General features: G+C 60.3%; 21 protein-coding genes and 1 pseudogene. 10 read left to right on the plus strand and 12 right to left on the minus strand.

Annotation, left to right across the window (positions count from 1 at the left end; genetic code table 11):
• Positions 1–3 precede the first annotated feature (3 nt).
• From GKN89_RS01560 to GKN89_RS01570, 3 genes are read right to left on the minus strand one after another with little or no spacing between them, the layout of a single operon-like run.
• Positions 4–1,023 carry an AraC family transcriptional regulator ligand-binding domain-containing protein gene (locus tag GKN89_RS01560; RefSeq protein ID WP_211129810.1) on the minus strand — a complete coding sequence of 340 codons (1,020 nt, stop codon included), beginning with the start codon at positions 1,021–1,023 and terminating at the stop codon, positions 4–6.
• Positions 1,024–1,057: 34 nt separating this feature from the next.
• Positions 1,058–1,741, minus strand: a complete 684-nt coding sequence (locus GKN89_RS01565; RefSeq protein WP_063919471.1) for a DsbA family oxidoreductase — start codon at positions 1,739–1,741, stop codon at positions 1,058–1,060.
• 49 nt (positions 1,742–1,790) lie between these two features.
• Complete coding sequence (locus tag GKN89_RS01570) at positions 1,791–2,774, minus strand: zinc-binding dehydrogenase (RefSeq protein WP_063919472.1); 984 nt, start codon at positions 2,772–2,774, stop codon at positions 1,791–1,793.
• A gap of 261 nt (positions 2,775–3,035) precedes the next feature.
• Here GKN89_RS01570 and GKN89_RS01575 point away from each other — a divergent pair, with 261 nt between their 5' ends.
• Complete coding sequence (locus tag GKN89_RS01575; RefSeq protein ID WP_063919473.1) at positions 3,036–3,416, plus strand: DUF4440 domain-containing protein; 381 nt, start codon at positions 3,036–3,038, stop codon at positions 3,414–3,416.
• A gap of 38 nt (positions 3,417–3,454) precedes the next feature.
• Here the strand turns inward: GKN89_RS01575 and GKN89_RS01580 are convergent, their stop codons facing one another.
• Both GKN89_RS01580 and GKN89_RS01585 read right to left on the minus strand, forming a co-directional pair.
• Positions 3,455–3,616 carry a hypothetical protein gene (locus tag GKN89_RS01580; RefSeq protein WP_154746213.1) on the minus strand — a complete coding sequence of 54 codons (162 nt, stop codon included), beginning with the start codon at positions 3,614–3,616 and terminating at the stop codon, positions 3,455–3,457.
• Positions 3,617–3,729: 113 nt separating this feature from the next.
• Positions 3,730–3,897, minus strand: a pseudogene (locus GKN89_RS01585) (GrpB family protein); the annotation flags it as partial.
• A gap of 377 nt (positions 3,898–4,274) precedes the next feature.
• Between GKN89_RS01585 and GKN89_RS01590 the strand changes: the two are divergent.
• A complete protein-coding gene (locus GKN89_RS01590; RefSeq protein ID WP_154746214.1) occupies positions 4,275–4,652 on the plus strand; it encodes a VOC family protein in 378 nt (125 codons plus the stop codon).
• A gap of 85 nt (positions 4,653–4,737) precedes the next feature.
• Here the strand turns inward: GKN89_RS01590 and GKN89_RS01595 are convergent, their stop codons facing one another.
• Complete coding sequence (locus tag GKN89_RS01595; RefSeq protein ID WP_154746215.1) at positions 4,738–5,196, minus strand: YbaK/EbsC family protein; 459 nt, start codon at positions 5,194–5,196, stop codon at positions 4,738–4,740.
• 168 nt (positions 5,197–5,364) lie between these two features.
• On the opposite strand from GKN89_RS01595, the gene GKN89_RS01600 reads away from it, so the two are divergent.
• Together GKN89_RS01600 and GKN89_RS01605 are read left to right on the plus strand one after the other, a co-directional pair.
• The gene (locus GKN89_RS01600; RefSeq protein WP_025159754.1) at positions 5,365–5,790 is read left to right on the plus strand and encodes a DUF2231 domain-containing protein; all 426 of its coding nucleotides are present in this window, start codon (positions 5,365–5,367) and stop codon (positions 5,788–5,790) included.
• 10 nt (positions 5,791–5,800) lie between these two features.
• Positions 5,801–7,102, plus strand: coding sequence for a sorbosone dehydrogenase family protein (locus tag GKN89_RS01605; protein ID WP_154746216.1), 1,302 nt, complete (start codon positions 5,801–5,803; stop codon positions 7,100–7,102).
• Between the two features lie 40 nt (positions 7,103–7,142).
• Here GKN89_RS01605 and GKN89_RS01610 read toward each other — a convergent pair whose 3' ends face one another.
• A complete protein-coding gene (locus GKN89_RS01610; RefSeq protein WP_154746217.1) occupies positions 7,143–7,751 on the minus strand; it encodes a class I SAM-dependent methyltransferase in 609 nt (202 codons plus the stop codon).
• A 229-nt stretch (positions 7,752–7,980) separates the two neighbouring features.
• Between GKN89_RS01610 and GKN89_RS01615 the strand changes: the two genes are divergently transcribed.
• The 4 genes from GKN89_RS01615 (at position 7,981) to GKN89_RS01625 (ending at position 11,584) form a co-directional block, all read left to right on the plus strand.
• Complete coding sequence (locus GKN89_RS01615) at positions 7,981–8,388, plus strand: DUF2946 domain-containing protein (protein WP_071532857.1); 408 nt, start codon at positions 7,981–7,983, stop codon at positions 8,386–8,388.
• Between the two features lie 220 nt (positions 8,389–8,608).
• Positions 8,609–10,675, plus strand: coding sequence for a TonB-dependent copper receptor (locus GKN89_RS01620; protein WP_063919478.1), 2,067 nt, complete (start codon positions 8,609–8,611; stop codon positions 10,673–10,675).
• A gap of 141 nt (positions 10,676–10,816) precedes the next feature.
• Entirely contained in the window at positions 10,817–10,978 is a 162-nt protein-coding gene (locus tag GKN89_RS24280; protein ID WP_019455371.1) for a hypothetical protein, read from the plus strand.
• A gap of 126 nt (positions 10,979–11,104) precedes the next feature.
• Positions 11,105–11,584 (plus strand): GNAT family N-acetyltransferase, encoded by a 480-nt coding sequence (locus GKN89_RS01625; RefSeq protein ID WP_019455372.1) that lies wholly within the window; start codon positions 11,105–11,107, stop codon positions 11,582–11,584.
• Positions 11,585–11,597: 13 nt separating this feature from the next.
• On the opposite strand, the gene GKN89_RS01630 is transcribed toward GKN89_RS01625, so the two are convergent.
• On the minus strand, positions 11,598–12,491 hold the full coding sequence (locus tag GKN89_RS01630) for a LysR family transcriptional regulator (RefSeq protein ID WP_154746218.1): 894 nt from the start codon (positions 12,489–12,491) through the stop codon (positions 11,598–11,600).
• A gap of 84 nt (positions 12,492–12,575) precedes the next feature.
• Between GKN89_RS01630 and GKN89_RS01635 the strand changes: the two genes are divergently transcribed.
• Positions 12,576–13,352, plus strand: a complete 777-nt coding sequence (locus GKN89_RS01635) for an NAD(P)H-dependent oxidoreductase (protein ID WP_019455374.1) — start codon at positions 12,576–12,578, stop codon at positions 13,350–13,352.
• 14 nt (positions 13,353–13,366) lie between these two features.
• Here the strand turns inward: GKN89_RS01635 and GKN89_RS01640 are convergent, their stop codons facing one another.
• Both GKN89_RS01640 and GKN89_RS01645 read right to left on the minus strand, forming a co-directional pair.
• Complete coding sequence (locus tag GKN89_RS01640) at positions 13,367–14,017, minus strand: LysE family translocator (protein ID WP_019455375.1); 651 nt, start codon at positions 14,015–14,017, stop codon at positions 13,367–13,369.
• Positions 14,018–14,108: 91 nt separating this feature from the next.
• Positions 14,109–14,663, minus strand: a complete 555-nt coding sequence (locus GKN89_RS01645) for an NAD(P)H-dependent oxidoreductase (RefSeq protein WP_019455376.1) — start codon at positions 14,661–14,663, stop codon at positions 14,109–14,111.
• Positions 14,664–14,765: 102 nt separating this feature from the next.
• Between GKN89_RS01645 and GKN89_RS01650 the strand changes: the two genes are divergently transcribed.
• Positions 14,766–15,125: a helix-turn-helix domain-containing protein gene (locus GKN89_RS01650; RefSeq protein ID WP_019455377.1), complete on the plus strand. Its 360-nt coding sequence runs from the start codon at positions 14,766–14,768 to the stop codon at positions 15,123–15,125.
• Between the two features lie 4 nt (positions 15,126–15,129).
• Here GKN89_RS01650 and entS read toward each other — a convergent pair whose 3' ends face one another.
• Positions 15,130–16,413 (minus strand): enterobactin transporter EntS, encoded by a 1,284-nt coding sequence (entS, locus tag GKN89_RS01655; RefSeq protein WP_154746219.1) that lies wholly within the window; start codon positions 16,411–16,413, stop codon positions 15,130–15,132.
• A 59-nt stretch (positions 16,414–16,472) separates the two neighbouring features.
• Positions 16,473–24,995, minus strand: coding sequence for a non-ribosomal peptide synthetase (locus GKN89_RS01660; protein ID WP_154746220.1), 8,523 nt, complete (start codon positions 24,993–24,995; stop codon positions 16,473–16,475).
• Positions 24,996–25,001 lie beyond the last annotated feature (6 nt).

Raw genomic sequence — 25,001 nt, forward strand, 5'->3', positions numbered from 1 at the left:
TCCTTATCCATTGGTCGCTGAATTCATCGCCCTGACTTTGGAGGGCGGCATACCAAACCAGCGTCTGGATGAAACCGTAAGGACCGATTGATCGGCAAAACCGAGCAAAGGTGCCAACTGTGACAGCGGCATACGGGTTTGCGTGAGAAAACGAAATGCGATTTCCTGGCGGACTTCATCACGGATCAGGTCAAAAGTCGCGTTTTCTTCGGCCAATTTTCGTTGCATTGTCCGTGGGTGTAAAAACAGCAACTCCGCAATTGAAGACTTGCTTCCACCGGATGTTCCTATCGTGCAATGCAGGGCTCGACGGACACGACTCACCATCGATAATTCCGGGTTGCCGTAGTGCATCTGTAGATATTCCAGGGCAATGCGTTTCAATGCCGGGTTAATATTATCGATTTTGCTGCTCAAGGTTTTCGGCGATACGTGTAGCCCAATGTATTCGTGCTCAGGATAAATGACCGCTCGGCCAAAAAAACGCTGATAGGCGCCGTAATCCGGTTTCCCTTCATAAGGGAAGGTTATCGCCAGTAACTGATAATTTTCTTTGGCAAAAGACTTGAGCATATGGTGCATTCTGCCCAGACATTGGTCGATAGTTTGCCGAAACATAGGTGCATTAGGCACGCCGATCTCAATACGCACTTCAACAGAATCGGGAATGAGTGGGCTTGGTTCAACCAGGCCAAGATGAATCGCGGTGCTATGCACATACATATATTGTGAAGACGTATACATTGCTTCATATACATTTGCTGAATGGCGTATAGCCAGAGCAAGAGGACCAACAATATCAATATCTTGCTGTGCGGCGAGCCTCAGGCCAAGATCAAAATGCTGTGAGGCAGATGCGCTATCTTCCATGAGTTGCATCACGGGAATCAACGGCACCAGCGCGTCATCGACTTCGCCTAAATCCTCGGGTAAACCATGTTTGTAAAGCAGTGGCAATGGGTCGACGCCAAGGTCTTTCATGAGGCTGGAATAACCTTTCATGCCGGTAGAACGTACCATCATCTTTGCACCTCAGCGTACGGTAAGAGTGACGTCATTATTTCTTGATTTCACAAAATCCGCCATTGCATATTCCTGTCTCCGCTTGTGAGGCCAGCAGAGCCACTTGGTCACGCAGCACATTGATAAACTCATTAACTTCACGGGCGCCAGACACCGTAGCGCTATCGTTGATAACAAAGTAGGGCACGCCACGGATGCCACGATTACGGGCATCCCACTCATCAAAGCGCACTTCATCAGCAAAAAGATTATTCTCCAGTACGTCATCGATCTTATCTGCGGGCAAACCGATCTCGAGCGCTAGCGCCCGAAGGACCTGTTGATCGCCGATGTCTTGTCCCTCTGTGAAATAAGCCTTCAAAAATCTTTCTTTGGCTTTGTCTCCTAATTCATAAAACTTTGCCAAATGGATCAAGCGATGGACATCAAATGTATTGCCTGGCTTGGCAATCTCCCACTGGAAGTCCAGCCCCATACGGCTGGCTTCCTGCTCCTCGTGTTTCAAGATCGCCAAAGCCCGTTCCCGGCTGATCCCATACATCTGGCTCATCGTTTCCGGCAGAGAGACCCCGTGATAGCGAGGAGAATCTGGGCTTAGTTCAAAACTGTGCCATTCGATCTCTGCCTGGATACCTGTTTGCTCTAAAGCGGCTTCCAATTTCCGCTTACCGATATAACAAAATGGACAGATGACATCAGACCAAATATCTATTTTCATTGTGTATCTCCAGATAGGGCGGTCGCATCACTCGATCGACCGCATCAGATTAGCGCTCAATATCGCTGCCGCGCAGTAACACTTTACCTGGCGCATGCTTGGTGCCGATGGCTTTTGCAATATCGCCAAGGTCATAGACAGCGGCTACTGGCAGATTCAACCCATCTTTTTGGGCCAACGTTATAATCTCTGAGATCATTCGTGATCGGTATTCGTCGCTCAACGCAGCGAATTTCCGCAACCCCCAGAAACCGCGAATGATGGCTTGTTTGAAAATGACATCCTGATAGTCAATATATAGCGGTTGATTGCTCATGGCGCCAAACACGACCAGCGTGGCATTATCATTCATGATGCTCAACATTTCCCCGGTGAGCTTTCCCGCCACAGAGTCCAGCCCAAAGAGCAGTGGCTCCCCGTTTAACGCCGCCTTTATGCGCGATTGCCAACCCTCTATTTCCGTATTTTCAACCACGTCAACGCCGAGTTCTTTTAGCTCTTGCACCTGATGCTCTTGATTGACCAGACCAATAACCCGGATCTGGCGAGAGGCCGCCAATAGCGCAAGGTTCTTGCCTACGGCTCCCGCGGCGGCACTCAAGATCATCCATTGACCGCTTTTAACGCCCAGGTCATCTAACACAACGGTTGCGCTTGATGGCATAACGAGTAATTGGGCCGCCAGTTCATCACTGATATCATCCGGAACCGGCAAGAGTGTGGCGGCGGGTGCGACAAAAGCGTCGGCCCAAGTGCCGATGGCCCCCGATACGGCTACGCGCTGGCCAACTTTCAAGTGCTTCACATCTGCGCCAACCTCGATAACACGGCCGAGAGCTTCGGTTCCTGCTCGGGCAGGTAACTCCGGTTTGATGCCGTAGGTACCAGAAATTTGCATCAGGTCATGGTTGTGAATCGGTGAGAGAACCATCTGCAACAACACTTCGCCGGCTTTTGGCTTCGGGCGAGAGGTTTGTTCGATACGAATAACTTGCTCTGGCTGGCCAAGAGAGTCATGTATAGCAATGCGCATTATTTATGCTCCTTATTGTTTAATAGGTTAAAAGTATACTTATCAGCGGCCCCGTGTTCTTGATGTCACGAGTCGTATTTTTGTGTTTACGAGACACAAGGGGTGAAGTGCAGGCAATCAATAGGGTTGAAACAGGTATTTTTCTGTCGGGGCTGTCAGCTGAACGTTAAATAAAGGCGGACCCGCATGCATTTTTCTGCGTTACCATGGGTCGCAATTTTTCTCAGATTTCACGTAGCGCGATCAAAAAAGGAGGGTATTTTGACCCATTCTGCAGTGTTGCTGAGTCTATTCCAGACGCTTGAAGTTGAACTGCACCAGTCAACGGTGCGCCGCGATCCGCAGCGTGTTGCGGCATTGTTGCATGAAGACTTTGAAGAGATTGGTCGTTCAGGCCTACGTTATGACAAATGCCAAACCGTTGCGGCGCTGGAGATGGAAACGGATTATCCGCCGATTTTCGCCGCAGGCTTTAAGCTGGCGAAAATCAGTGAAGGCGCCGTGTTGCTGACGTATAAAAGTTTTCAGCGTGACGCGCAGGGCCGCGTCGTTCGTTGCACCGAACGCTCATCGATTTGGCTCCTGACGGAAAAGGCGGGTTGGCAGATGCGCTTTCATCAAGGTACGCCGACTAAGGGCTAAACTGAGATGATGAAACTGAGATGTGTCGATAGATGGGCTTAAACATAAAAAAGGATATCAGTCTGATAAGCCTTGAAGGTGAGGTGAGAAAGGACGGGCAGGATAACCCCGGTGCGTACCCAGTAATTCCATTTAACATAATATACATTATGCGCACCAAGGTAAGGATACAGGGATTCTGGCGTCCAGGCCTGATTCATGGGGTTTCTCCTGCGGCCAACCAAGTCCGCACCAGCTGCTCATGCCTTTGAACAAATTCGTTTTTCAGCCGGCCATAGGCCTCTGGTTTTTATCTACAGGCTTCCGCAGTCTCCGCGTATTGCTGAGCAACACCATGATGCTTGCGCAGATAATCTCTGAACGCCAAATGTCTGATCGCCTGTTCACTTCCCGCAGTAAATACATGCACGTGATGCGTGCGATTGTCGTTTCCCTTGATGTCGTAACGCCTGCCGGCAATCCCGTTCTCGCCACGCGACGTTGCCGTTCTCGCCAGCCAGTATCTCGCGTAGTTTCAGCGCTTCACCTTTATAACGCTCCACTCGCTGCGGATCATAAGCCTCGACCGTGCTGATGCACGCTGCCATTGTCCACTTCATTAATGATGACCGGGCATAATTTTCAATGGCGTATACCTGCCGGCATTGGCCAGGAACCCCCTGCTTTTTTGATCGCGCTACGTGAAATCTGAGAAAATTCGGCAGCTACGATGCTGCAGATTTCTCCCAAACGCGTCTCCTAAACGGGCACTATTTGCATGTTAAATGCGCATTGGTGTTGTTTGCACCGCTTCCTCCACCAATCACGGCGCTGGCTATACTGAATGGGACATTTTCTGCATCCCCCAGGAGCATTTCCATGTTTGACCATGTGAAATTTGGCGTTAGCGACTTCACCCTCAGCAAAGCGTTTTTCCTCAATGCGCTGGTGCCGCTGGGCGTAAAAGTCGTGGCCGAAGGTGAACCCGCTTACGGCGTTGAAATGTGTCCCGATCGAGGTAACGTTTCCTTATGTCTGTTTCAGACCGATGAAAAACCGGCGCATCTGCACCTGGCATTTGCCGCCAGCAGCCGTGAACAGGTCGATGCGTTCTACCATGCCGCGTTAAACGCCGGCGGCAAAGACAACGGCGCGCCCGGTTTGCGGCCCCAATACCATGCTCACTACTATGCGGCATTTGTGATCGCCCCGGATGGCCATAATATCGAGGCGGTTTGCCATATCTCGCTGGATTAGTGATTTTTTCAGTTAAAACAGCACATTAACTAAGTAGCTACCATCTCTATTTAACATAACACAAATGTGACGTCGTCACTTAGCGTTACCCTGTCACGTCAATCCACTCTGCTCCGGTGATGCTGGCGAGCCGTTGTGGCGCAATTCTCACGCCTGAATTATCGCTACCGCCTGCCGGAAGCACTTCATCGTAAGCACGCAGGCTGCGATCGCAGTAAATTCTGACCGATTCCAGCGCGGCAAAGGGGCAAACGCCGCCGGGCGGATAGCCGGTCAGCGCCTCCACCTCCTCTGCCGGCAGCATGCGCGCCTTTACGCCGAAGTATTGCTTGTACTTTTTGTTGTCGATCCGGGCGGTTCCCGCCATCACCAACAGCACCACGCCGTCGTTCACGCGAAACGACAGCGTCTTGGCGATCTGCCCACTCTCAACGCCAAAGGCTTCCGCCGCCAGCGCCACCGTCGCGGTGTTCTTTGCCAACACCGTTACCGTCGCTTCCGGTGCGTGCTCGGTCAGAAATCGCTGAACGCGTTCTATGCTCATGCCCTTCCTCCTGGTAATGCTAACCCATTGATAATGCCGAAGTGATGGTTTCGGTTTTAACATCGCATGCTAAAAATGAGAATCAAAATTGTTCAAATCGCTGAATCTGAACAAAGCTTTAAGAGGTCAATGCCCTTTTTACTCATCATTTTTCATGGAGATACCTGAATGACCACGCAAACGACAGCAAGGCCTTCAGCGGCTGCGGTGGCCGTCTATGAATGGCTCAACCCGATACCCTACGGATTTTTCACTGCGGCGCTGATTTTCGACATTATCTATGCCTACACGGCGAATATTCAGTGGGTCAATGGTGCCGGTTGGCTGATCGCCATCGGCCTGGTTTTTGCCATTATTCCCCGGCTGATTAACCTGGTGCAGGTGTGGTTCGGCAGCAGCCGCCGGCTGGGAGCATCGGTCAAACTCCACTTCTGGTTGAATCTGATCGCCATCGTTCTCGCCATCGTCAACGCTTTCGTGCATAGCCGTGATGCGTATGCCGTGGTGCCGCAAGGTGTGGTGCTGTCTGCCATCGTGGTCGCGCTGCTGAGCCTGGCTAATATTCTGCTGGCCCTTGCTGCCCGTGCAAAATAAGGAGGTTTTCATGAAGCTATCATCCCTGGCGCTCTCTCTGGCTGCCGTTTTGGCACTGGCAGGTTGTGATAACAGCGCCGTCATTTCGCCAGAGCAACAAATGGGCCCGGATCCGACGTTGCCGGCGGCGCAAAACTTCCTGATCCCGCCGATGCAGGTGCCTAAGGGCGTGGGCTGGCAACAGAACCAGATGCCGAAAGTGGCCGAAGGCTTGAAAATCGAAAAGGTGGCGGACGGTTTACTGCATCCGCGCCAGTTGCTTACCCTGCCCAACGGCGATGTGTTGGTAGTGGAAGCCAACGGGCCGGGCACCGAAGCGGTAAGCACGACCAAGCAACTGATCGCCGGCCTGGTGAAAGGCCAATCCGGTAAAGGCGGCAAAGGCGGCAACCGCATCACCCTGCTACGCCCCACTGCCGACGGCAGTTGGGAAAAGCATGTTTTCCTCGAGGGGCTCGATTCCCCATTCGGCGTCCAGCTGATTGGCAACACGCTGTACGTGGCCAACACCGGCAACATCATGCAGTACGCCTATCAGCCGGGTGAGACGCGCATCAGCGATGCGGGTAAAGAGCTGGCCGACCTGCCGGACACCATCAATCACCACTGGACCAAGGCGCTGTTGGCCAGCCCAGACGGGAAGAAGCTGTATGTCGGGGTGGGTTCCAACAGCAACATCACCGAGAACGGCCTGGCCGTAGAGTACCGGCGCGCCGCCGTGCTGGAAGTCGACACCGCCTCCGGCGCCAGCCGCATTTTTGCCAGCGGCCTGCGCAACCCGACCGGGCTGCAGTGGGAGCCGCACAGCGGCAAGCTGTGGGCTATCGTCAACGAGCGTGACGAGATCGGCGCCGATCTGGTGCCGGACTACCTGACCTCGGTGCAGGACGGCGGCTTCTACGGCTGGCCTTACAGTTACTTTGGTCAGCATGTCGATCGGCGGGTGCAGCCGGCGCGGCCGGATCTTGTGGCGAAAGCCATCAAGCCGGACTACGCGCTCAGCTCGCACGTCGCGCCGCTGGGGCTGCTGTTCTACACCGCGAGCGCTTTGCCGGCCGACTATCGCGGCGGCGCCTTTATCAGCGAACACGGCAGTTGGGATCGATCGCCGCTGAACGGCTACCGGGTCAGCTATGTGGCGTTTGAACAAGGCAAGCCGGTTGGCAAGCTCAAAGCGGTGGTCACCGGCTTTGTCTCCGACGACGAGAAGGAACTCTATGGCGCCCCGGTGGGGTTGGCTGTCGATAAGACCGGCGCTTTGCTGGTTGCGGATGACGTCGGCAATACCGTTTGGCGCGTCAGCGCCAAATAAGGTTAACGGTCGGGTTCAGGCGAACCCGACCGTTACATCGTCACTCATCAACCTGCGCCAGCCACACCGTTCTCCCCCCGCAGGCGGGATCTTCCACGATATGGTCGACCACGCGGAAGCCGTTCTCCTGCAATAAGCGCCTATACTCTTCCGGCGCCAGGCTGGCGTGAAACAACGGCTGGCCTTCGAAGCTGCCGATCGCCACGCCGTCTGCAGGGCCGCTGGTGAACATCAGTGCGGCATGCGGATTGGCATGCCGTCTGAACAGCGGAAACATGCGGCGCTGATCGTCGCGCGCCAGATGAAAGAAACTGTCCCAGGCCAGCAGGCCGTCGAACCTGACCGCCAAATCCAGCTGGCGCATATCCGTCTGCCGCCATTCTTGCTGCGGAAAACGTTGCCGGCAGCGCGCAATCATCGCCTGGGAGCTGTCGATGCCGGTCACCCGATACCCTTGATCGATAAAATAGGCGGCGATCGGCGTACCATTGCCGCAGCCGAGATCCAGCAGCCGGGCATTGGCCGGGGCCAGCTGCAAAAAGCGGTCGAGCCACGGCCGTTCAAACAGCGTGGTGGGCCTGAGGCGTTCCCAGGCGGCAGCATGTTCGTCATAAAGCGGGATAATGGTGCTCGCCAGTTTTTCCGTCATTAATATTGTCCCCGTCACGTTATTGGCGCAAAAAAATAGCCGCTGGTCAGAATTAAAGCGCTCATTCGATAATATATTCATCAACAGACCATTGACCAGAAATAAAAGGTTTTAACATTTCGACATAAACCAGTACAATTCCCTACCCTGTGTTAACCCTTTTTTTAGGTTGATTGTGTCGTTAATTCAGCCCTCTGCATCGCGAAATCGGGCCGCTGCCTGGTTAGGGATGTTTGCCATTCTGATGCTGTTCATTGCGCCGGTGGTCTCGCGATCCCTGGAGCATGTGCGCGCCGGAAGTGCTGGAACGACCGTCATGGCGGACTGCGGCATGGAGATGCCGATGCATCACGGGATGCACTCGCCGCCGCCTGAACCTGAAAAAGCCGCGCCGCCGCAGATGCAGCACGGCGGCGGCCACCACAACATGGCGATGATGATGGACGACAGCGCCTGCGGCTACTGCGTGCTGTTGCTGCACGCGCCGCTGCTGGACGTGAGCCATGCCCCGCTGTTCTGGTCCCAGTCGCTGGCCTCGCGGCCGCCGCCGATCCACTATCTCGTTCCCCTGTTTGCCCACGTTGTTCACACCGAATTACAGCCGCGCGCGCCCCCCGTCTCTTTCCTCAGATTTTAAAATAAGCCTATTGCCGTTCTCCGTATTAGCCGTTGATCGCTTCAACGCGGCGGAATTAATTCGCCCAATGGTTATGCATCGAGACGACATTATTAGCCCGGTTATTTCCATGTTGATGGAATTAACCCCCGTATTTCCCGATGGTGATTTTTGCCAGGCCGCCCCACGCCTGAATAATCCCTCGGCCAAGCACGGAAAAGAGTTAGCTTAAGGAAAGATGATGTTTAAACCGACGTATAAAAAGAATGCCGTTACCCGCGCTATCACTACCGCCATGCCGCTGTTTCTGCTGGCCGGCCACGCGGCGCAGGCGCACCAACACCCTGCCGAGGTCCAGACTAATGATGCCGATGTGATCACCGTCAGCGCGCCGCTCTACTCACCGCTGACCATCGTCACCTCGCCGAAAACACCGCGCCAGCCGGTGCCGGCCAGCGACGGCTCGGATTACCTGAAAACCATCCCCGGCTTTTCGCAGATCCGCAACGGTGGGACCAACGGCGATCCGGTGTTCCGCGGCATGTTCGGTTCGCGGCTGAAGATCCTCACCGACGGTTCGGAAATGTTGGGCGCCTGCCCGTCGCGGATGGATGCGCCCACCTCTTATATCTCGCCGGAAAGTTTCGATCTGTTGACCATCACCAAAGGGCCGCAGACGGTGCTGTGGGGGCCGGGATCGTCGGCGGGCACGGTGCGTTTCGAGCGTGAACGCCCGCGCTTCGACAAGCCGGGCATCAAGGGCAACGCCAGCGTGCTGACCGGTTCCAACGGCCGCTGGGATGAGAATATCGACGCCAGCCTCGGCGCCGAACAAGGTTATCTGCGGGTGATGGCCAACAAATCCCGTTCCAACGACTATCAGGACGGCACCAATACGCGCGTGCCGTCGCGCTGGGACAAGTGGAACGGCGATCTGGCGCTCGGCTGGACGCCGGACAACGATACGCTGCTGGAAGTGACCATGGGCCGCGGCAACGGCGAAGCGCGCTATGCCGGCCGCAGCATGGACGGTTCGCAGTTCAAGCGCGAAAGCCTGGGCATGCGGGTGGAAAAATCCAACATCGGCGAGGTGCTGGATAAGCTTGAAGCGCAGGTCTACTACAACTACGCCAACCACGTGATGGACAACGTGACTCTGCGCTCGCCGGGCAGCGGCGGCATGGGCGGCCACGGGGGGCATGGCGGCATGAGCATGGGCGGCCACGGCGGGCATATGATGTCTTCCGGCATGACGATGCAGCTCGATCGCCGCACCGTCGGCGGCCGCGTGATGGGTACCTGGCAGTGGCAGGACGTGAAGCTTGAAAGCGGTATGGACACCCAGACCAACACCCATCGCAGCATGAGCCGCGGCAGCTGGGAAAAAGACGCCCAGTTCAACAGCTACGGCGCCTTCAGCGAACTGACCTGGTCCACCAGCGAGCAGGATAAGCTGATCGGCGGCGCGCGTCTCGACCGCACCCTGGTGGAGAACTTCCGCAATGGCAACGATGTGGAACGTTCAGATACGCTGCCGAGCGGCTTTATGCGCCTTGAGCATACGCTGGCCGATCTGCCGCTGATGCTGTATGCCGGCGTCGGTTATACCGAACGTTTCCCGGATTACTGGGAGCTGTTCTCGCCGAAGCTGGGTCCGAACGGCAGCAAAGATCCGTTCGCCAGCGTCAAGAGCGAGAAAACCACGCAACTCGATATTGGCGCGCAGTACAACGGCAAGCGCTTCAACGGTTGGGTCTCCGCTTACCTGGGCCGGGTCGATGATTTCATCCTGTTCAAATACGATCCGCACAACGCGCGCCTCAGCCAGGCCGATAACGTCAACGCCAACATTATGGGCGGTGAAATGGGCATGGGCTACCAGCTGAGCGAACACTGGAAAACCGACGCCAGCCTGGCCTACTCCTGGGGTAAAAACACTAGCGACGGCCGCCCGCTGCCGCAGATCCCGCCGCTGGAAGCGCGCCTGGGCCTGACCTACGAGTACGGCGACTGGAGCGGCACCGGCCTGTGGCGTCTGGTCAGCAGCCAGCACCGCGTGGCGATCAACGAAGGCAACGTGGTGGGCAAAGACTTTGCCGATAGCGCCGGCTTCGGCGTGCTGTCCGCCAACGCCGCCTACAAGCTGAATAAGAACGTCAAGCTGAGCGCCGGTCTGGATAACATCCTGAACAAGACCTACAGCGAGCACCTCAACCTGGCGGGCAACAGCGCCTTCGGGTATTCGGCCAACAGCGCGGTGAATGAACCGGGCCGCACCCTGTGGGCCAAGGTTAACGTCACCTTCTAAGCCGTTCACCGGGCGATGGGCAACCGTCGCCCGGTCACGCGATATGCGATCCGGTTCTTAGGATATGAGTTTTAAGTTTTTCCCATCCGGTTAAGCGGCGATTAGTATCACGCTTAACCTAATCACCGATCCGGAGGGAATATGCAAAAGCTCACTCGTTTTCTGGCCCTGCTCGGCGAGCTGATGATTGAAAAAGCCGAAGATGTCGCGCCACAGGCTGCCCAGCCTGACGATCGCGACGACGCGCTGCCACCACGCCTCGAGCGCGGCGTTCCGTTGGCCGACCGCTTCCTGTTCATGTAATTTCCCGCGCTGTTTTTTGTCCCGCACGTTCCGGTATTTCATTGCCGGACGCCTGCGTCTATCTTCTTTCGATGGTTCCAGCAGATTCATTACGCCTGAAACCCCTGTGGAGGAGATAGCAACGCAATGAAGATCAGAACGATAACCCCGCAAGATGCTGAAGCGCTGACGCAGTTATTGAATGAGGTGATCAGCGCCGGTGGCACGACCGCGATAGAAACGCCCCTCACCCCAGCCGAATTCAGCGAATGGTTCATCAGCGGCGACAATGCGCTGAGTTGCCAGGTCGCGGAGGTGGATGGACTGTTGGTGGGCTTCCAGTCGCTGAGCGTTGACGATGCCCTGCCGTCCGATACCGCAGATATTGCCACCTTCTCTCGCCTGTCGCCGAAGGTGCGTGGCGTCGGCAGCGCGCTGTTTCCCGCAACGTTAGCGGCGGCGAAGTCGCACGGTTTCAAGCACATCAACGCCACCATTCGGGCGGATAACGTCGGCGGCCTCGCCTATTATCAAAAAATGGGCTTTCGCGATTACGATCGTTTGCTGCAGGTGCCGCTCAGCGATGGCACGCCGGTCGACAGAATTAAAAAGCGCTTTTCCGTTTAATCTGTCAAGCCGCTCACACGGAACGCAGGATATGATCCCGCAGCCACCGGTGAGCGGGATCTCTATGCGATCGTTCGTGCCACAGCATGGTCATTTCAAAGCCCGGCACCGCCAGCGGCGGCGTGATCTGCTGCAATAGAGGCTGGTTGCGCACCAGCCGCTCAGGCAACATCGCCACCAAATCGGATTGCGTCAGTACGGAGATAACGAACAGAAAATGCGGCACCGAAAGCACCACGCGCCGCGTCAGCCCCACGTCCGCCAGCGCCCGATCGGTCATGCCGTAGAAGCCGCCGCCGTCCGGCGAGACCATCACCTGCTCCAGTTCGCAAAATTGCGCCAGCGTCAGGTTTTCATGCAGATTGGGGTGGCCGACTCTGCCCACCAGCACATAGCGTTCACTGAACAGCGTGCGCTGACGCAGACCGGGCGGCGCGCCTTCGCGGGTGTGAAACGCCAGATCGATCCCTCCCTGTTCCGCCAGTTTGGCGAGACGTGCCGGCGCGATTTCCAGCACCGCCAGTCGGGTGCCGGGCGCCGCGGTTCGCAAACCCTGTAGCGCCGGCAGCACGATGGTGGATTCGCCATAGTCGAAGGCGGCAACGCGCCAGGTATCGGTCGCCACGGCAGGATCGAAAGGCGTGGCCGGCGTTACCGCCAACTCGAGCGCCGCCAATGCCTGGCGTAACGGTTCCCGCAGCTGCTCCGCTCTGGCGGTCGGACGCATGCCGCGCGGGCCAGGCAGCAGCAGCGGATCGTCAAAGATCGCCCGCAGTTTGGCGAGATGCACGCTGACCGCCGGTTGGGAGAAATTGAGCCGCTGCGCCGCGCGCGTCACGTTGTGCTCCGCCAGCAACGCGTCGAGCGTCACCAGCAGGTTGAGATCCAGTCGCCTTAAATTATTCATAGTTATACCTGGGATAACGGTAATTCATTTCTAATATACCTACTAACGCCCTAACCTGCAGCTCTCACACCAAGGAGAGCTGTTATGAATGTGTTGATTGTTTACGCCCACCCGGAGCCGCAGTCGCTGACTGGCTCACTGAAAAACTTCGCCGTTGAACGCCTGACGCAGGCCGGCCATCAGGTGCAGGTTTCCGATCTGTACGCCATGCGCTGGAAAGCGGCGATCGACGCCGAGGACAGCCAGGAAGGTGCTTCAGGGCCCCGTTTCGATCCTTCGCTGGATTCGAAGCGTGCGTACGCCAGCGGCGTGCAGAGCGCCGACATCGAACGGGAGCAACAAAAGCTGCGCTGGGCGGACGCGGTGCTGCTGCAGTTTCCGCTGTGGTGGTTCTCGATGCCGGCGATCCTGAAAGGTTGGGTCGATCGCGTCTATGCCTATGGTTTTGCCTACGGCGTTGGTGAGCATTCCGATACGCATTGGGGCGACCGTTACGGCGAAGGGATGTTGGCGGGCAAACGAGCCATGCTGATCGTCAGCGCCGGCGGGTGGGAATCCCATTACGCCCCGCGCGGCATCAACGGGCCGATCGACGATATCCTGTTTCCGATCCAGCACGGCATGCTGCATTACCCGGGCTTCGAGGTGTTGCCGCCGTTCGTCACCTACCGCGCCGGAAAGACCGACGAGACGCGCTTCGCCGATCTGTGCGAGCGGCTCGGGCAGCGGCTGGATAATCTGTGGAACGCCGATCCAATCCCATTTCGGCGACAGAATGCCGGGGACTATCTGATCCCGCAGCTGACGTTAAAGGACCCCCTTGCGCCGGGGCAACGCGGCTTTAGCATTCACCTGAAATAGCGCGAGCCGCGCCATTATCGCGGCGCTGACGCGGCACCGCCCCCAAGCAGGAGTTTGGCGCCCAATCCCATCATCACCACGCCCGTAAATCTCTGCTGCCACACCAACCAACGGGGATTACGGGCGAGCCATTGCCCCACGGTGCCGGCGGCCATGGCGACAGAGCCCAGCGAAAGGATCCCGGCCAGTTTCTGAATGGAGCCCAAAACGAGCAATTGCACCCAAACCGGCCCGATTTCAGGGTTAACAAACTGCGGCAGGAAAGCAAACATGAACAGCAGCGATTTAGGGTTGGTCAGGCTGTTAATCGCCCCTTCTTTCACCGCCTGCCGCCCGGTCATCGTCCGGGGTTTCAATACCGCATCGACAGGCTGACGGCTTACCTTCAGCATTTTTATCCCCAGCCAAACCAAATAGGCCGCTCCCACCCAACGCAACACGTCCAACGCCAGCGGATAAGTATGCAGCAGCGTGGCGAGACCGAGCACCAGCATGGAAACCTGCACCATGCCAGCGACAAAAACCATGCCGAAAACATTGAGCAGCGCGATGCGGCGGCCTTGGCCGATGCCTCTGGCCAGGGTGAGCATCATGTCCGGTCCGGGTGACAGTTCCAGGAGGGTAAGCGCAATCAGAAAAGCAATGAACGTTTCGGCCGAAGGCATGGGGTTATCACCGGCGAGTCAAAGGATCCGCTAATCATAATCCTCCCCGGACATTCGCAACAGCACTATCAGGCGCATCCGGGGAGTATCGTTAATTCAGGGCGGCGAGAAATGCCTGGTAGCCCTGTGCGCTGCTGTCCAGCTCATGCTGCTGAACCTGTTCTGTCGCCCCGTCCGAAGCCGTCTCTTTGCCGTAAAAGGCGAAGAACGAGGCATAGTCGGCCCGCACGTAACCAGCGGTCACTTCAAACGGCCGAAAGATTTCCTCCAGCGAGTAGCGATAGCGCCCTGCGCGCGCATAATCTTCTGCGCGCACGCCCGCCGTGACCGCCAGCGCCAGCTTCTTGTTTTGCATCTTGTAACCGCTGCGGGAACCGTAGGCCCAGCCGTAGGTGAGCACGTCGTCCAGCCATTTTTTCAGCAGCGGCGGGCTGCTGAACCAGTAAATCGGAAACTGCAGCACGATGTTGTCATGCGCTTCAATCAGCTGCTGTTCCCTGGCGACGTCGATCCGCCAGTCCGGATAGGCCTGATGCAGTTCGTGCACGGTATAGCGCGCCGGATAGCGCCGCAGTTCCTCCAGCCAACGCTTGTTCACCACCGAATTCGCCATATCGGGATGGGTCACTACCACTAACGTTTTCATACTGATTTCTCCAGACAGGTGTTTCGACGCATCTTAGGGTATGCTGGCAGAATGTAAAATACGCACACTCACGACACATACTTACCCCGGAGAGAGTATAAAATGACCGCCGAATCCCGCTGCAGCCCAACGGGCATCAGCCTTGAAGACACCGGCTATGGCTACACCCTGTCGGTGATCAACGGCAAATACAAAATGATTATTCTTTATTGGCTGGCGCTGTATAAGCCGGTATTGCGCTTCAACGAACTGCAGCGCTGCATCGGCACCATTTCGTACAAAACGCTGAGTTCGACGTTGAAAGAGCTGGAAAAAGACCGCCTGGTGGTGAGAAAGGAGTATCCGCAGATCCCGCCCAAGGTGGAGTACAGCCTGTCCGAGCGCGGGCGTTCGCTGATCCCGGTGATCGACATGATGTGCCAGTGGGGAGAACGGCACCGGCCGGAACAGCCGGCGCCGTGAGGGGTTAGTTGTCCGCCGCCGCTGAGGTTGCCGCAGCGGGCTCATCGTGCTCGACCAACGCGTCCGCCGGCCGGCACTGGCGCAGCGTACGCACGCTGAAGGCCACCAGCACGCCGAGCACAGCGGCGAATGCGCCAAACGACAGCACGCTCATCAACGGGGTGAACACTCTGCCCAGTACGCCGAGCCCTAAGGCGCCGATCGAATCGCCGGTTACGTCCTGGGCGGTGCCGAGGCTGTTGACCCTGCCCAACAGATGATCCGGCGTGTTGCTCTGGATCAGCATGAACTGCAGGAGCGAAGCGATGGCATTGGCGTAGCCGTAACACACCAGCGCCAGCAGCGCCGGCGCCAGGTGGCTGAACAGCCCCAGCGAAGCGATAGCGGTAAACGCGACGATGGCGGCGACCAGAATCAGTACGCCGGGACGAGCGTATCGCCCCACCCAACCGCTGGTCAGCGCGCCCAGCATCGCCCCCAGCGGCACCGCAGAGTACATCAGGCCGATAGAGGACGCGCCGACGTGGTAAGCGTCCTGCGCCAGCGCCGGAAACAGCACCCTGACGGCGCCGACGATGCTCATCAGCATCCCCAGCAACACCACCGAACCGACCACCTTATTGCGCCAGACAAACTGGAAACCGCTGGCGAGCGCGCGCAGCGGGTGTTCCGGTTCCTGATGCTGCGGCAACAGCGTCGGCAAGCGCACCAGCGGAACCAGGGTGCCCAGCGTCCCGGCCGCCGCCACGGCGAACGCCAGCCCCACGCCGCCGAACACGATGATAATCCCGCCCAGCGCCGGCGCCAGAATAGCGCCGATGCGCACCGTCACCATGCTCAAGGCCCCCGCCGCCGCCAGGTTCTCACGCCCGACCAGCAGCGGGATCACCGCCATCAGCGCCGTCATGCCGAGCGCGCCGAAGAATCCGTCCCAGGCCGCCAGCAGATAGAGCGCCCACAGCGACGGCGCCGGGGCGAAGGCGTTCAGACTCAGGGCGACAAAGCCCAGCCCGCAGGTGCCGCGTGCAAACAGGATCAGCTTGCGGCGATCGTAGCGATCGGCAAGCACGCCGCCCAGCATCAGGCCGATAAACATGCCTACGCCGTCCAGCGCCACCGCGACCCCCACCTGCAACGTGGAGCCGGTCATGGCCTGGATCTGAATCGGCACCCCCACCGCCAACATGCCGAGGGAAAACACCGACAGCATGCGGGCGCAGAAAATCGCGCGAAAATGCGCATTGCTTCTCAGCAAACTGAAATCAAGAAAAAAAGAAGGTCTGGCCATAATGTCCTGCATTTGATGTTTTAGTACGGGCCGGTACGCACGCGCCCGGCCCGGTTGCGTTATACCAACCCGTAGCGCCGCGTCAGCAACTCATGCAATAGCGGCCCGAGCGACTCCAGCGAGGCCGGCGACAGGATGTCGGCGTGCTCGCAGCCTTGGTGATGGCAGATCAGACCATCCAGATACGGCGCCCACACGGCGTTGATATCCATCTCTGGCGGCAGCGTCCGGTCGGCGACAAACAGCGTCGCCGTACCGTGGAAACGCCGACTGCGCGCCTGAGACAGAATGCGCACCGCATCGCGGTAGTTGGCGACAATGCTGTCGAACATCGCCGCCTTCTCCGCCATCAGCGCCGGATCGCCATGATCTTCCGCCATAAACTCTGCCTGCTCCTGCGCCACCTCTTTCTGCGCCTCCTCTTCGCTGGGGCCTGTCCAATCCTGACCTTCCGGCGGATAGGTATCCAGCATGCCGAGGAACGCCACCTCTTCGCCCTGCTGCTGCAGACGCGCGGCCATCGAATGCGCCAGCGTGCCGCCAAGCGAATAGCCCAGCAGGTAATACGGCCCCTGCGGCTGCATGCGGCGCAGAGTGGCGAGATGACGATCGACCATCTGCTCGATATCCTCGCAGGTGGCGATGGCACCATCCGGCCTTGGCGACTGCAGGCCGATAATCGGATAGTTCCCCGGCAGATAACGGCTCAGCCCCGAATACTGCCAGGCGAAACCGGAAGCCGGATGCAGACAGAACAGCGCCGGGCCTTGGCCGGTCCGCAGCTGCAGACACTCGCCGACGCCGCGGCTTTCGGCCGAGTTGGCCGCCTGCGCATCATCGAGCAGGTGCGCCATCTTCTCCAGGCTGCGGGCGAACATGATCTGCCCGACGCTCAACGGCCGGGTAACGCGCCGCCGCAGCTCAGCCGCCAGGCGCATCGCCAGCAACGAATGGCCGCCCAGTGCGAAGAAGTCGTCGTCGGCATACACCGTCTCGCGCCCCAGCAGTTCCCCGAACAGCGCCGCCAGCAGGCGCTCGCTGTCGCTGTGCGGCGCGCGACCGCTCTGCGGGGTCAGCTGCGGCCGCGGCAACGCCTTGCGATCCAGCTTGCCGCTGGCGCTGAGCGGGAAACTGTCGGTCATGACATAGCTGACCGGCATCATATGCGCCGGCAAACGCGCCTCCAGCGCCTGATGCAGCACGCCGGTATCCAGCGTCACGCCCGGTTGGGCGATCAGCCAGGCGACCAACTGCCGCATATCGGCGCCGCCGAGCCCCGTCGCGCCCTCGCCCAGTTCGATGGCGTGTACCGCCGCCTGCGCGACACCCGGCTGTGCCAGCAGCGCCTGCTCGATTTCACCCAGCTCGATGCGCTGGCCGCGGATCTTCAGCTGATCGTCGCTGCGGCCCAAATACTCGACGCTGCCGTCTTCCAGCCAGCGGGCGATATCGCCGGTGCGATACATGCGGGCGCCATTGCCGGCGGGATCGGCGACAAACCGCTGCGCCGTCAGTCCCGGCCGATGCAGATAGCCATCGGCCAGCTGAATGCCGCGCAGGTAGAGATCGCCGGCGCAGCCGACGGGCACCGGCCGCAGCATGGCGTCGAGAATGCTCAGTTGAGTGTTCCAGACCGGTTTGCCGATCGGCACGCCGGCGCCGCTCACCGCCGCCAGGGCCGCACCGGACGCCGGTTGGTAGGTGACATCGACCGCCGCCTCAGTCGGGCCGTACAGGTTATGCAACGGCGCGGCGACTAACGCCTGATAGCGGGAAGCCAGTTCACACGACAGCGCCTCGCCGCTGCAGAACACGCGTTTCAGGCTGGCGGCGGCGCGTTGCGGTGCACGTTCGTTCAGCGCCTCCACCCAGATAGCCAACATGGACGGAACGAAATGCAGCGTAGTCACGCCATAGTCGTCGATCAACGTCGTCAGCGCCTGCGGATCGCGGTGCGCCTCCGGCGGCGCCATCACCAGCCGGGCGCCGACCATCAGCGGCCAGAAGAACTCCCAGACGGAAACGTCGAAGCTGCACGGCGTTTTCTGCAATACCACATCCTGCGCATCGAGCGAATACTCATGCTGCATCCAGAACAGGCGGTTAACGATCGCCCGGTGGTTCACCACCACGCCTTTCGGCCGCCCGGTAGAGCCGGAGGTATACAGCACGTAGGCGGGATAATCGCCGTTCCCCGCCGATGGGCGCGGCGCAGGTTCGCGGCCGCTGTCGTCCAGCGCATCGAACAGCAACGTCGGCGCCAGTGCGGCAAAGCGGGCGTCCAACGCGCTTTCGGTGATAATCAGCCGCGGTTTGGCGTCTTCCACCATGTAGGCCAGCCGCTCGTCCGGGTAACCGGTATCCAGCGGCAGCCAGGCGGCGCCGGTCTGCACAATCGCCGTCAGCGCCAGGCTGAGGCGCACCGATCGCGGCAACGCCACCGCGACGATATCGCCCGGCTGAATGCCGGCCGCCGTCAACCGTTCGGCCAACAGTGCGGCCTGGCGCTGCATGTCACGGTAGCTGAGGCTGTGCCCGGCATCCTGCAGCGCGATGCGTTCCGGCGTGCGCCGCGCCTGATCGGCGATCGCCCGATGCAAGGTGGTGTCCGCCACCGCCTGACCGGTGCGGTTGACCGCGGCAATCAGCGCCTGTTCCTGCGGCGTTTGCAGTTGCCAACGCGGCAGAGGCAGATCCGGCTGCGCTATCCACTGTTGCAGCAGCGCCATCAGCCGCGCGGCGAAGCGTTCAGGCTGCGGCACCGAAGAGCGGCATTCCAGCAGCAGGCGCAAACGCTCGCCCGGCAGTACCAGCAGCGTCAGCGGATAGTGGGTGTAGCCTTTGTTGCGGATGGCGTCGCAGCGCAGCGCACCTGCGCCGCCCAGTAGTTCGTCGTTGTCCGGGTAGTTTTCCACCACCAACAGCGTATCGAACAGCGTACCCGCCCCGGCCAGGTGCTGGATCTCCCCCAGCCCCAAATCGTCGTGCTCCAGCAGTTCAATCTGCCGGTGTTGCAGCTCGATCAGTTGTTCCGTCAACGAACGATCGTGCTGCAGACACACCCGCACCGGCAGCGTATTGCTGAACAGACCGACGTGCTCTTCCACCCCATCGATCTGGCCAAAGCGGCCGGAAACCGGCGAGCCGAACACCACGTCCTGATGGCCGCAAGCGCTGGCCAGCTGCAACGCCCAGATGCCCTGCATCAGGGTATTGAGCGTCAACCCGCGTTCGCGGCAGAGGGTCAGCAAACGCCTTTCCTCCGCCGGCGGCAGCGTCATTTCCAGCTCGTGCACGCGATCGTCCTGCGCTTCACCGAACAACAATGTCGGCCGCACATCCAGCAGCGTTTCGCGCCAGATGCGGCGCGAGGCGTCGGCATCCCGTGCGGTAAGGCGGCGAACGATATCGGCATAGTTCGAGCGCAGCGGCGGCAGCGCCGATTCCCCCTCGCGCAATGCGAGCATCAGATCGTTGAGCACCACCGGCGTCGACCAGCCGTCGACGATCAGGTGATGCGCATTAAGGAACAGCGTGTAGCGTTCACTGTCGCCGTGTTTGACCAGCCGCGCGTGCAGCATTGCGCCCGGCTGATTAAACAGATCGCGCCGCAGTTCTTCCTGCTCCAGTTCATGCAGCGCCTGCGCCTCTTGTTCGGCGGACAGCGGCGGCAGTGCGTGACTGTATAGCGGCCAATGGGTTGCCCGTTGACTGAGCTGTGGAATCAGCTGCAACGGCTCGCCCTCGCGGTTGAATCGGGCGGCCAGCTGCGGATGGCGGCGAATCACCGCATCCAGCGCCTGCTGAAGGTGATGAGCGTCCAGTTCGCCGCAGAGGCTCAGGCGCGTCAGCGAGTTATAGCTGCCGCCCTGCTGCGCCGTCTGCGCATGGAACAGCAGGCCGTGTTGCAACGGCAACAGCGGCAGCGCGGCGGTCAACGGTCCATATTCGCGCTCCCAGGCGCGCAGCGCCTCATCGTCGACGTTCGGCTGTGCGATCTCGGCCGCCACCAACGTCGCTGCAGCCCGTTCGGGATGGCGCTCGGCAAATTCGCACAGTGCGCGCACCGCTTGCTCGATGCCGTTATGCAATTCCGCAATGTCGCTCTCGCTGAAAATCCCCTCCAGCCAGCTCCAGTTGATCGCCAGGCAGGCGCCGTCGCGCCGCTCTTCGACAAAGATATTCACTTCCAGGCCATACGACAGCGCCTGCTGCGCATCCTGCGCCACGGCGAAGGCATCGCGGAAGCAAGTCTGACTGCGTTGCGGCGTCCAGTGCCCCTCATCCTGGCTGAAGCGCCCGAGGTAGTTGAACAGGATCTCCGGCGCGTTGCGCTGCGCCAGCGCCGCCAGTTCGTCACGCTGCGGATGCAGATAGCGCAGCTGGCCGTAACCGACGCCGCGATCGGCCACCGCTCGCGTCACCCGCTTCACCGCGCGCACGGCCTCGTGGTGCTCGGCGTCATGCAGCTCGATGCACAGCGGATACTCCGCCGTCAGCCAGCCGACGGTGCGCGCCAGATCGAGGCCGTCGTCCAGTTCGGCGCGGCCGTGCGACTCCAGAGAGAAACGCAGCGAAGCGGCCTGGAAACGGCGGCGGCAGGCCAGCGCCAGCGCGCACAGCATGATCTCTTCAACCTGGGCGCGATAATCCTGCGGCAATGTGCCGAGCAGCGCGGCGGTCAACCGGCTGTCGAGCAGCGTGCGTTTTTCCGACACGTCGCCGGTGCGATCGGTCTGCGGATCCAGCGCGCGGCGCCCCAAACGCGGTGTGCCGTCCGCCAGCATCCGTCGCCAGAACGGCAGCTCGGTTTCCCGGCGTTCAGCGTCGGCCCGTAAACGCGCGGACCATTCATAGAGCGAAGTCTCTTCCGGCGGCAGCGTAATCGGCTGCCCCTGCATGGCGCCGTTGGCCACCTGCCTCAGCTCGTCGAGCAGGATGCGCCAGGAAACGCCGTCGACCACCAGGTGGTGAATCGCCAGCACCAACCCGAGGCTCTCGCCATTCCGTTGCAACAACCTCGCCTGCATCATGGCGCCGGCCGCCGGATCGAGATGGCCAAGCGCGGCATCAAACGCCTGCTCCGCCGCTAGTTCCAGCTCACCGGATACGGTATCAACCTGCATCAGTTCACCGGCGGCGGCGGTTTCAACCACCAACTGGCCATCGCGGATCCGCGCGCCCAGCGTCGGGTGCGCCGCGCGCAGCTGTTCCAACGCATAGCGCAGCTGTTCCGGTTGCAGCTCGGCAGGCACGCGCAGGAAAACGCCGTGCGCGAAGCGACGATGGAGCTCGCCCGTCTCGGCAAACCAGTGCAGGATCGGCAGCCCGTCGATCGGGCCTTGCTGCACGCTGCGAGGGGCCTGAGAGTCGGCGGCCAGCGGCTGCAGCGCCTGCGCCATGCGGGCCGGGGTGTGCAGCGCGAAGATTTCGCGCGGGCGCAGCAGATAGCCTTTGCGCCGCAGGGCGGTGCCGAGCCCCATCGCCGAAATGCTGTCACCGCCGAGCGCGAAGAAATCGTCGTCGGCGCCGACGCGATCCATGTCCAACAGCTGCGCCATGGCGTGGCAAATCAGCCTTTCCTGCTCGGTGGCCGGCTCGCGAATGCTTTGCGCCAGCGTCTCCTGCGGTTTGGGCAGCGCCTGACGGTCAATCTTGCCGTTGACGTTGAGCGGCAGCTCCGGCATCACCACCAGGATCGCCGGCACCATATAATCCGGCAGCCGTTGCGCCAACTGCCCCAGCAGTTCGCTTTGCAGCGCCGGCGAGGCGCGGCGGGCGTCATCCTGCACCGAACAGTAGCCGATCAGGCGATAGGTGGCGCCGATCGGCTCGGCGATCACCACCGCCCGCCCCACGTCCGGCAAGGCGGCCAGCGCGCTTTCCACCTCACCCAGCTCGACGCGGAAACCGCGCACCTTGATTTGGTGATCGGTACGGCCAATGAACACCAGCTGCCCCTCCGCGCTCCAGCGCATCAGATCGCCGCTGCGGTACATCACCTCGCCGTCGACGAACGGGTTGGCGACAAAGCGCGCCGCCGTCAGATCCGGGCGCCGCAGGTAACCGCGCGCGATGCCCTTGCCGGAAATGTACAGCTCGCCCGCCGCGCCGATCGGCACCGGCTGCAGGCGGCTGTCGAGCAGCCAGACGGAGGTATTGGCGAGGGGGCGACCGATCACCGGCTGATCGGCGGCCGTGACCGGCGCGCCGAGGGTATCGACGGTGTATTCGGACGGGCCGTAATAGTTGTGGATCTCCACCTCCGGATGCTGTTGCATCAGGTTCCACAGCGTCGGCGTCGCCGCCTCACCGCCGATCATCACGAACGACGGCAGCGGGAACTGTCCCTTCAGCAGACCGCAGTCCACCAACTGCGAGAAGAACGACGGCGTGATGTCCAGCAGATCGATCGGCGTCTTTTGGGTTTGTTCGAGCAGCGCCCAGGGATCGCGGCGCAGCTCCTCATCGAAGATGACCAGTTCGCTGCCCATCATCATGCAGAACAGCGGTTCCCAGGAGGAATCGAAAGAGAACGAGGCGGTATGGCCGGCGCGCAGACGCCGCGCGTGGCGGATCTCGAATTTTTCAATCGCCGGGCCAAACAGCGAGGCCTGATGCGACAAGAACAGGTTCAGCAGCCCGCGGTGGGTGGACATCACGCCCTTGGGTTTGCCGGTCGAACCGGAGGTGTAAATCATGTAGGCGAGATGCGCTTCATTCAGCGGCGCACGCCGCTCTTCGTCCGTTATCGGCGTGGCTTCGGCGGCCGCGCAGCGCGCCAGGCACGATGCGTCGTCCAGGCACAGCACCTGCGGCAGATCCGGCATGTTTACCTGCGTGGCGCGGTGGGTCAGCAACATCACCGGCCGCGCGTCGTCGCACATCAGCGTCAGGCGTTCACGCGGATAGTCCAGATCGAGCGGCATATAGGCCGCGCCGCTGGCCAGCACGCCGAACAGCGCAACCAGCGTGTCTACCGAACGCGGAATGCCGATGGCCACCACGTCTTCGGCGCCGATGCCGCTTTCGATCAGCACACGCCCCAGTTGCATCACCCGTTCGCAGAGCTGATGGTAGCTGAGTCGCACATCGCCGCAGACCACCGCCAACGCCTCGGGCTGCCGCTCAACCTGACGCTGGAAAGCGTCCATGATCGAGATCATGCCCGCCGGCGGCGTCAGTTCAGCGCCGCGCCCCCAGGCCGCGAGTTGACGCCGTTCCCCTTCGCTGATTAACGCCAGCTGTCCGATCGGTTGCTGCGGTTGCCGCGCCAGCTGCTGCAGCCAATGGCCGATGCGCTCTGCGTGACAGTGTAATGTACGCGGCGAGTATTTGGCCGGGTTGGCCACCAACGACAGCGTCAGCACGCCGTTGCGAAAACCGATCTCAAACTCCAGATCATCGACCGGCCCCATCGCCAGCGTATGGGTAACGGCCGCCTGACCGTCGAAGGACAAGGCGCTGTGGTAAACCTTGACGTTAATCACCGGGCCGTACAGCTCTTGATGGCCGCCGACCAGGCCGAGGTCGCGTTTGATCTGCTCCGCTTCATAGCGTTGATGGCGGCGCGCCTGTTTGATTTCCGCTGCGGTCGACTGGCAGACCTCCGCCAGCGACATCTCCGGCGTCACGTTCAGCAGCAGCGGCAGCACGTTAACCACTGGGCCGGCCGCCGCCAGCGCTTGTGAACCCATGCGGCGCATGAAAGGAAAACCGACTGAAAAGCGGGTTTCACCGCTCATGCGCGCCAGGTATATCGCCAATGCGGCCGTGACGATATCGGCCGGTTGCAGCGACTGCAGCGCGTCGATGCGCAATGCGGCGTCGAACAGCGACTCAGGCAGCACCAATGCCTGTTTAAGCGGCCGGGCGCCCGGTTCAACCTCGCGGCTTTCCGTCGATAATGACAGCGGCGACGGCAGATCGCGCAGATGCTGTCGCCAGAATTCGGCCGCCCGCTGGCGCGCCGGCGAGGTTTGCCATTGCTGAAACTCTTCCACCACCTGGCCGAACGGCGTAAATGGCGAGGCCGCCGGCGACAGCCCGTGGCGCAGCGTGCGATAGATGTCGGCGATCCGGCGCGTGATGGCCTCGAAGCTGAAACCGTCCAGGGTCAGGTGATGAAAACGCTGGTACCAGAACCAGCGATCGGCGCTGATACGGATCAGCGCATGGCGATAGAGCGGTCGCTCGCCGTCCGCGGGCAATTCCTGAGCCAGATCGTCGTGCATCAGCGACAGCGCCGCCTGTTCGGCGTCCGGCCGCGCGCTGAAATCGAACCACTCCGGCGCCTGCACGCGCGCGGGATCCGCACTGAGCGGTAAGCGTTGTGCCGGCTGGCCGTCCTGCGCCTCAAAGAACCGCGCCTGAACCGTATCCGCTTCCGCCAGCCCCTGACGGATCGCGCGTTCCAGCGCCGGACGATCGATATCGCCATGCAGTTCGGTGTAATGCGCCACGGCGAAGCTGTTGCGACGCAGCGCGATTTGATCGGCGATCCAGATCCCCGGTTGTGCCGCAACCAGTGGATAATCCCGGTACTCGACCTGAGTATCCGGCAATGAAAGCGTTTCTGACATGGTGTC

The sequence above is a fragment of the Serratia sp. YC16 genome (genome assembly GCF_009707615.1).
Taxonomy (GTDB): Bacteria; Pseudomonadota; Gammaproteobacteria; order Enterobacterales; family Enterobacteriaceae; genus Serratia; species Serratia surfactantfaciens.

Excerpts from the sequence above, each read along its gene's own strand:
- GKN89_RS01560 (WP_211129810.1), bottom strand. The coding sequence starts at position 1,023 with ATGATGGTACGTTCTACCGGCATGAAAGGTTATTCCAGCCTCATGAAA.
- GKN89_RS01565 (WP_063919471.1), bottom strand. The coding sequence starts at position 1,741 with ATGAAAATAGATATTTGGTCTGATGTCATCTGTCCATTTTGTTATATC.
- GKN89_RS01570 (WP_063919472.1), bottom strand. The coding sequence starts at position 2,774 with ATGCGCATTGCTATACATGACTCTCTTGGCCAGCCAGAGCAAGTTATT.
- GKN89_RS01580 (WP_154746213.1), bottom strand. The coding sequence starts at position 3,616 with ATGAATCAGGCCTGGACGCCAGAATCCCTGTATCCTTACCTTGGTGCG.
- GKN89_RS01590 (WP_154746214.1), top strand. The coding sequence starts at position 4,275 with ATGTTTGACCATGTGAAATTTGGCGTTAGCGACTTCACCCTCAGCAAA.
- GKN89_RS01595 (WP_154746215.1), bottom strand. The coding sequence starts at position 5,196 with ATGAGCATAGAACGCGTTCAGCGATTTCTGACCGAGCACGCACCGGAA.
- GKN89_RS01600 (WP_025159754.1), top strand. The coding sequence starts at position 5,365 with ATGACCACGCAAACGACAGCAAGGCCTTCAGCGGCTGCGGTGGCCGTC.
- GKN89_RS01605 (WP_154746216.1), top strand. The coding sequence starts at position 5,801 with ATGAAGCTATCATCCCTGGCGCTCTCTCTGGCTGCCGTTTTGGCACTG.
- GKN89_RS01610 (WP_154746217.1), bottom strand. The coding sequence starts at position 7,751 with ATGACGGAAAAACTGGCGAGCACCATTATCCCGCTTTATGACGAACAT.
- GKN89_RS01615 (WP_071532857.1), top strand. The coding sequence starts at position 7,981 with ATGTTTGCCATTCTGATGCTGTTCATTGCGCCGGTGGTCTCGCGATCC.
- GKN89_RS01620 (WP_063919478.1), top strand. The coding sequence starts at position 8,609 with ATGTTTAAACCGACGTATAAAAAGAATGCCGTTACCCGCGCTATCACT.
- GKN89_RS24280 (WP_019455371.1), top strand. The coding sequence starts at position 10,817 with ATGCAAAAGCTCACTCGTTTTCTGGCCCTGCTCGGCGAGCTGATGATT.
- GKN89_RS01625 (WP_019455372.1), top strand. The coding sequence starts at position 11,105 with ATGAAGATCAGAACGATAACCCCGCAAGATGCTGAAGCGCTGACGCAG.
- GKN89_RS01630 (WP_154746218.1), bottom strand. The coding sequence starts at position 12,491 with ATGAATAATTTAAGGCGACTGGATCTCAACCTGCTGGTGACGCTCGAC.
- GKN89_RS01635 (WP_019455374.1), top strand. The coding sequence starts at position 12,576 with ATGAATGTGTTGATTGTTTACGCCCACCCGGAGCCGCAGTCGCTGACT.
- GKN89_RS01640 (WP_019455375.1), bottom strand. The coding sequence starts at position 14,017 with ATGCCTTCGGCCGAAACGTTCATTGCTTTTCTGATTGCGCTTACCCTC.
- GKN89_RS01645 (WP_019455376.1), bottom strand. The coding sequence starts at position 14,663 with ATGAAAACGTTAGTGGTAGTGACCCATCCCGATATGGCGAATTCGGTG.
- GKN89_RS01650 (WP_019455377.1), top strand. The coding sequence starts at position 14,766 with ATGACCGCCGAATCCCGCTGCAGCCCAACGGGCATCAGCCTTGAAGAC.
- entS (WP_154746219.1), bottom strand. The coding sequence starts at position 16,413 with ATGGCCAGACCTTCTTTTTTTCTTGATTTCAGTTTGCTGAGAAGCAAT.
- GKN89_RS01660 (WP_154746220.1), bottom strand. The coding sequence starts at position 24,995 with ATGTCAGAAACGCTTTCATTGCCGGATACTCAGGTCGAGTACCGGGAT.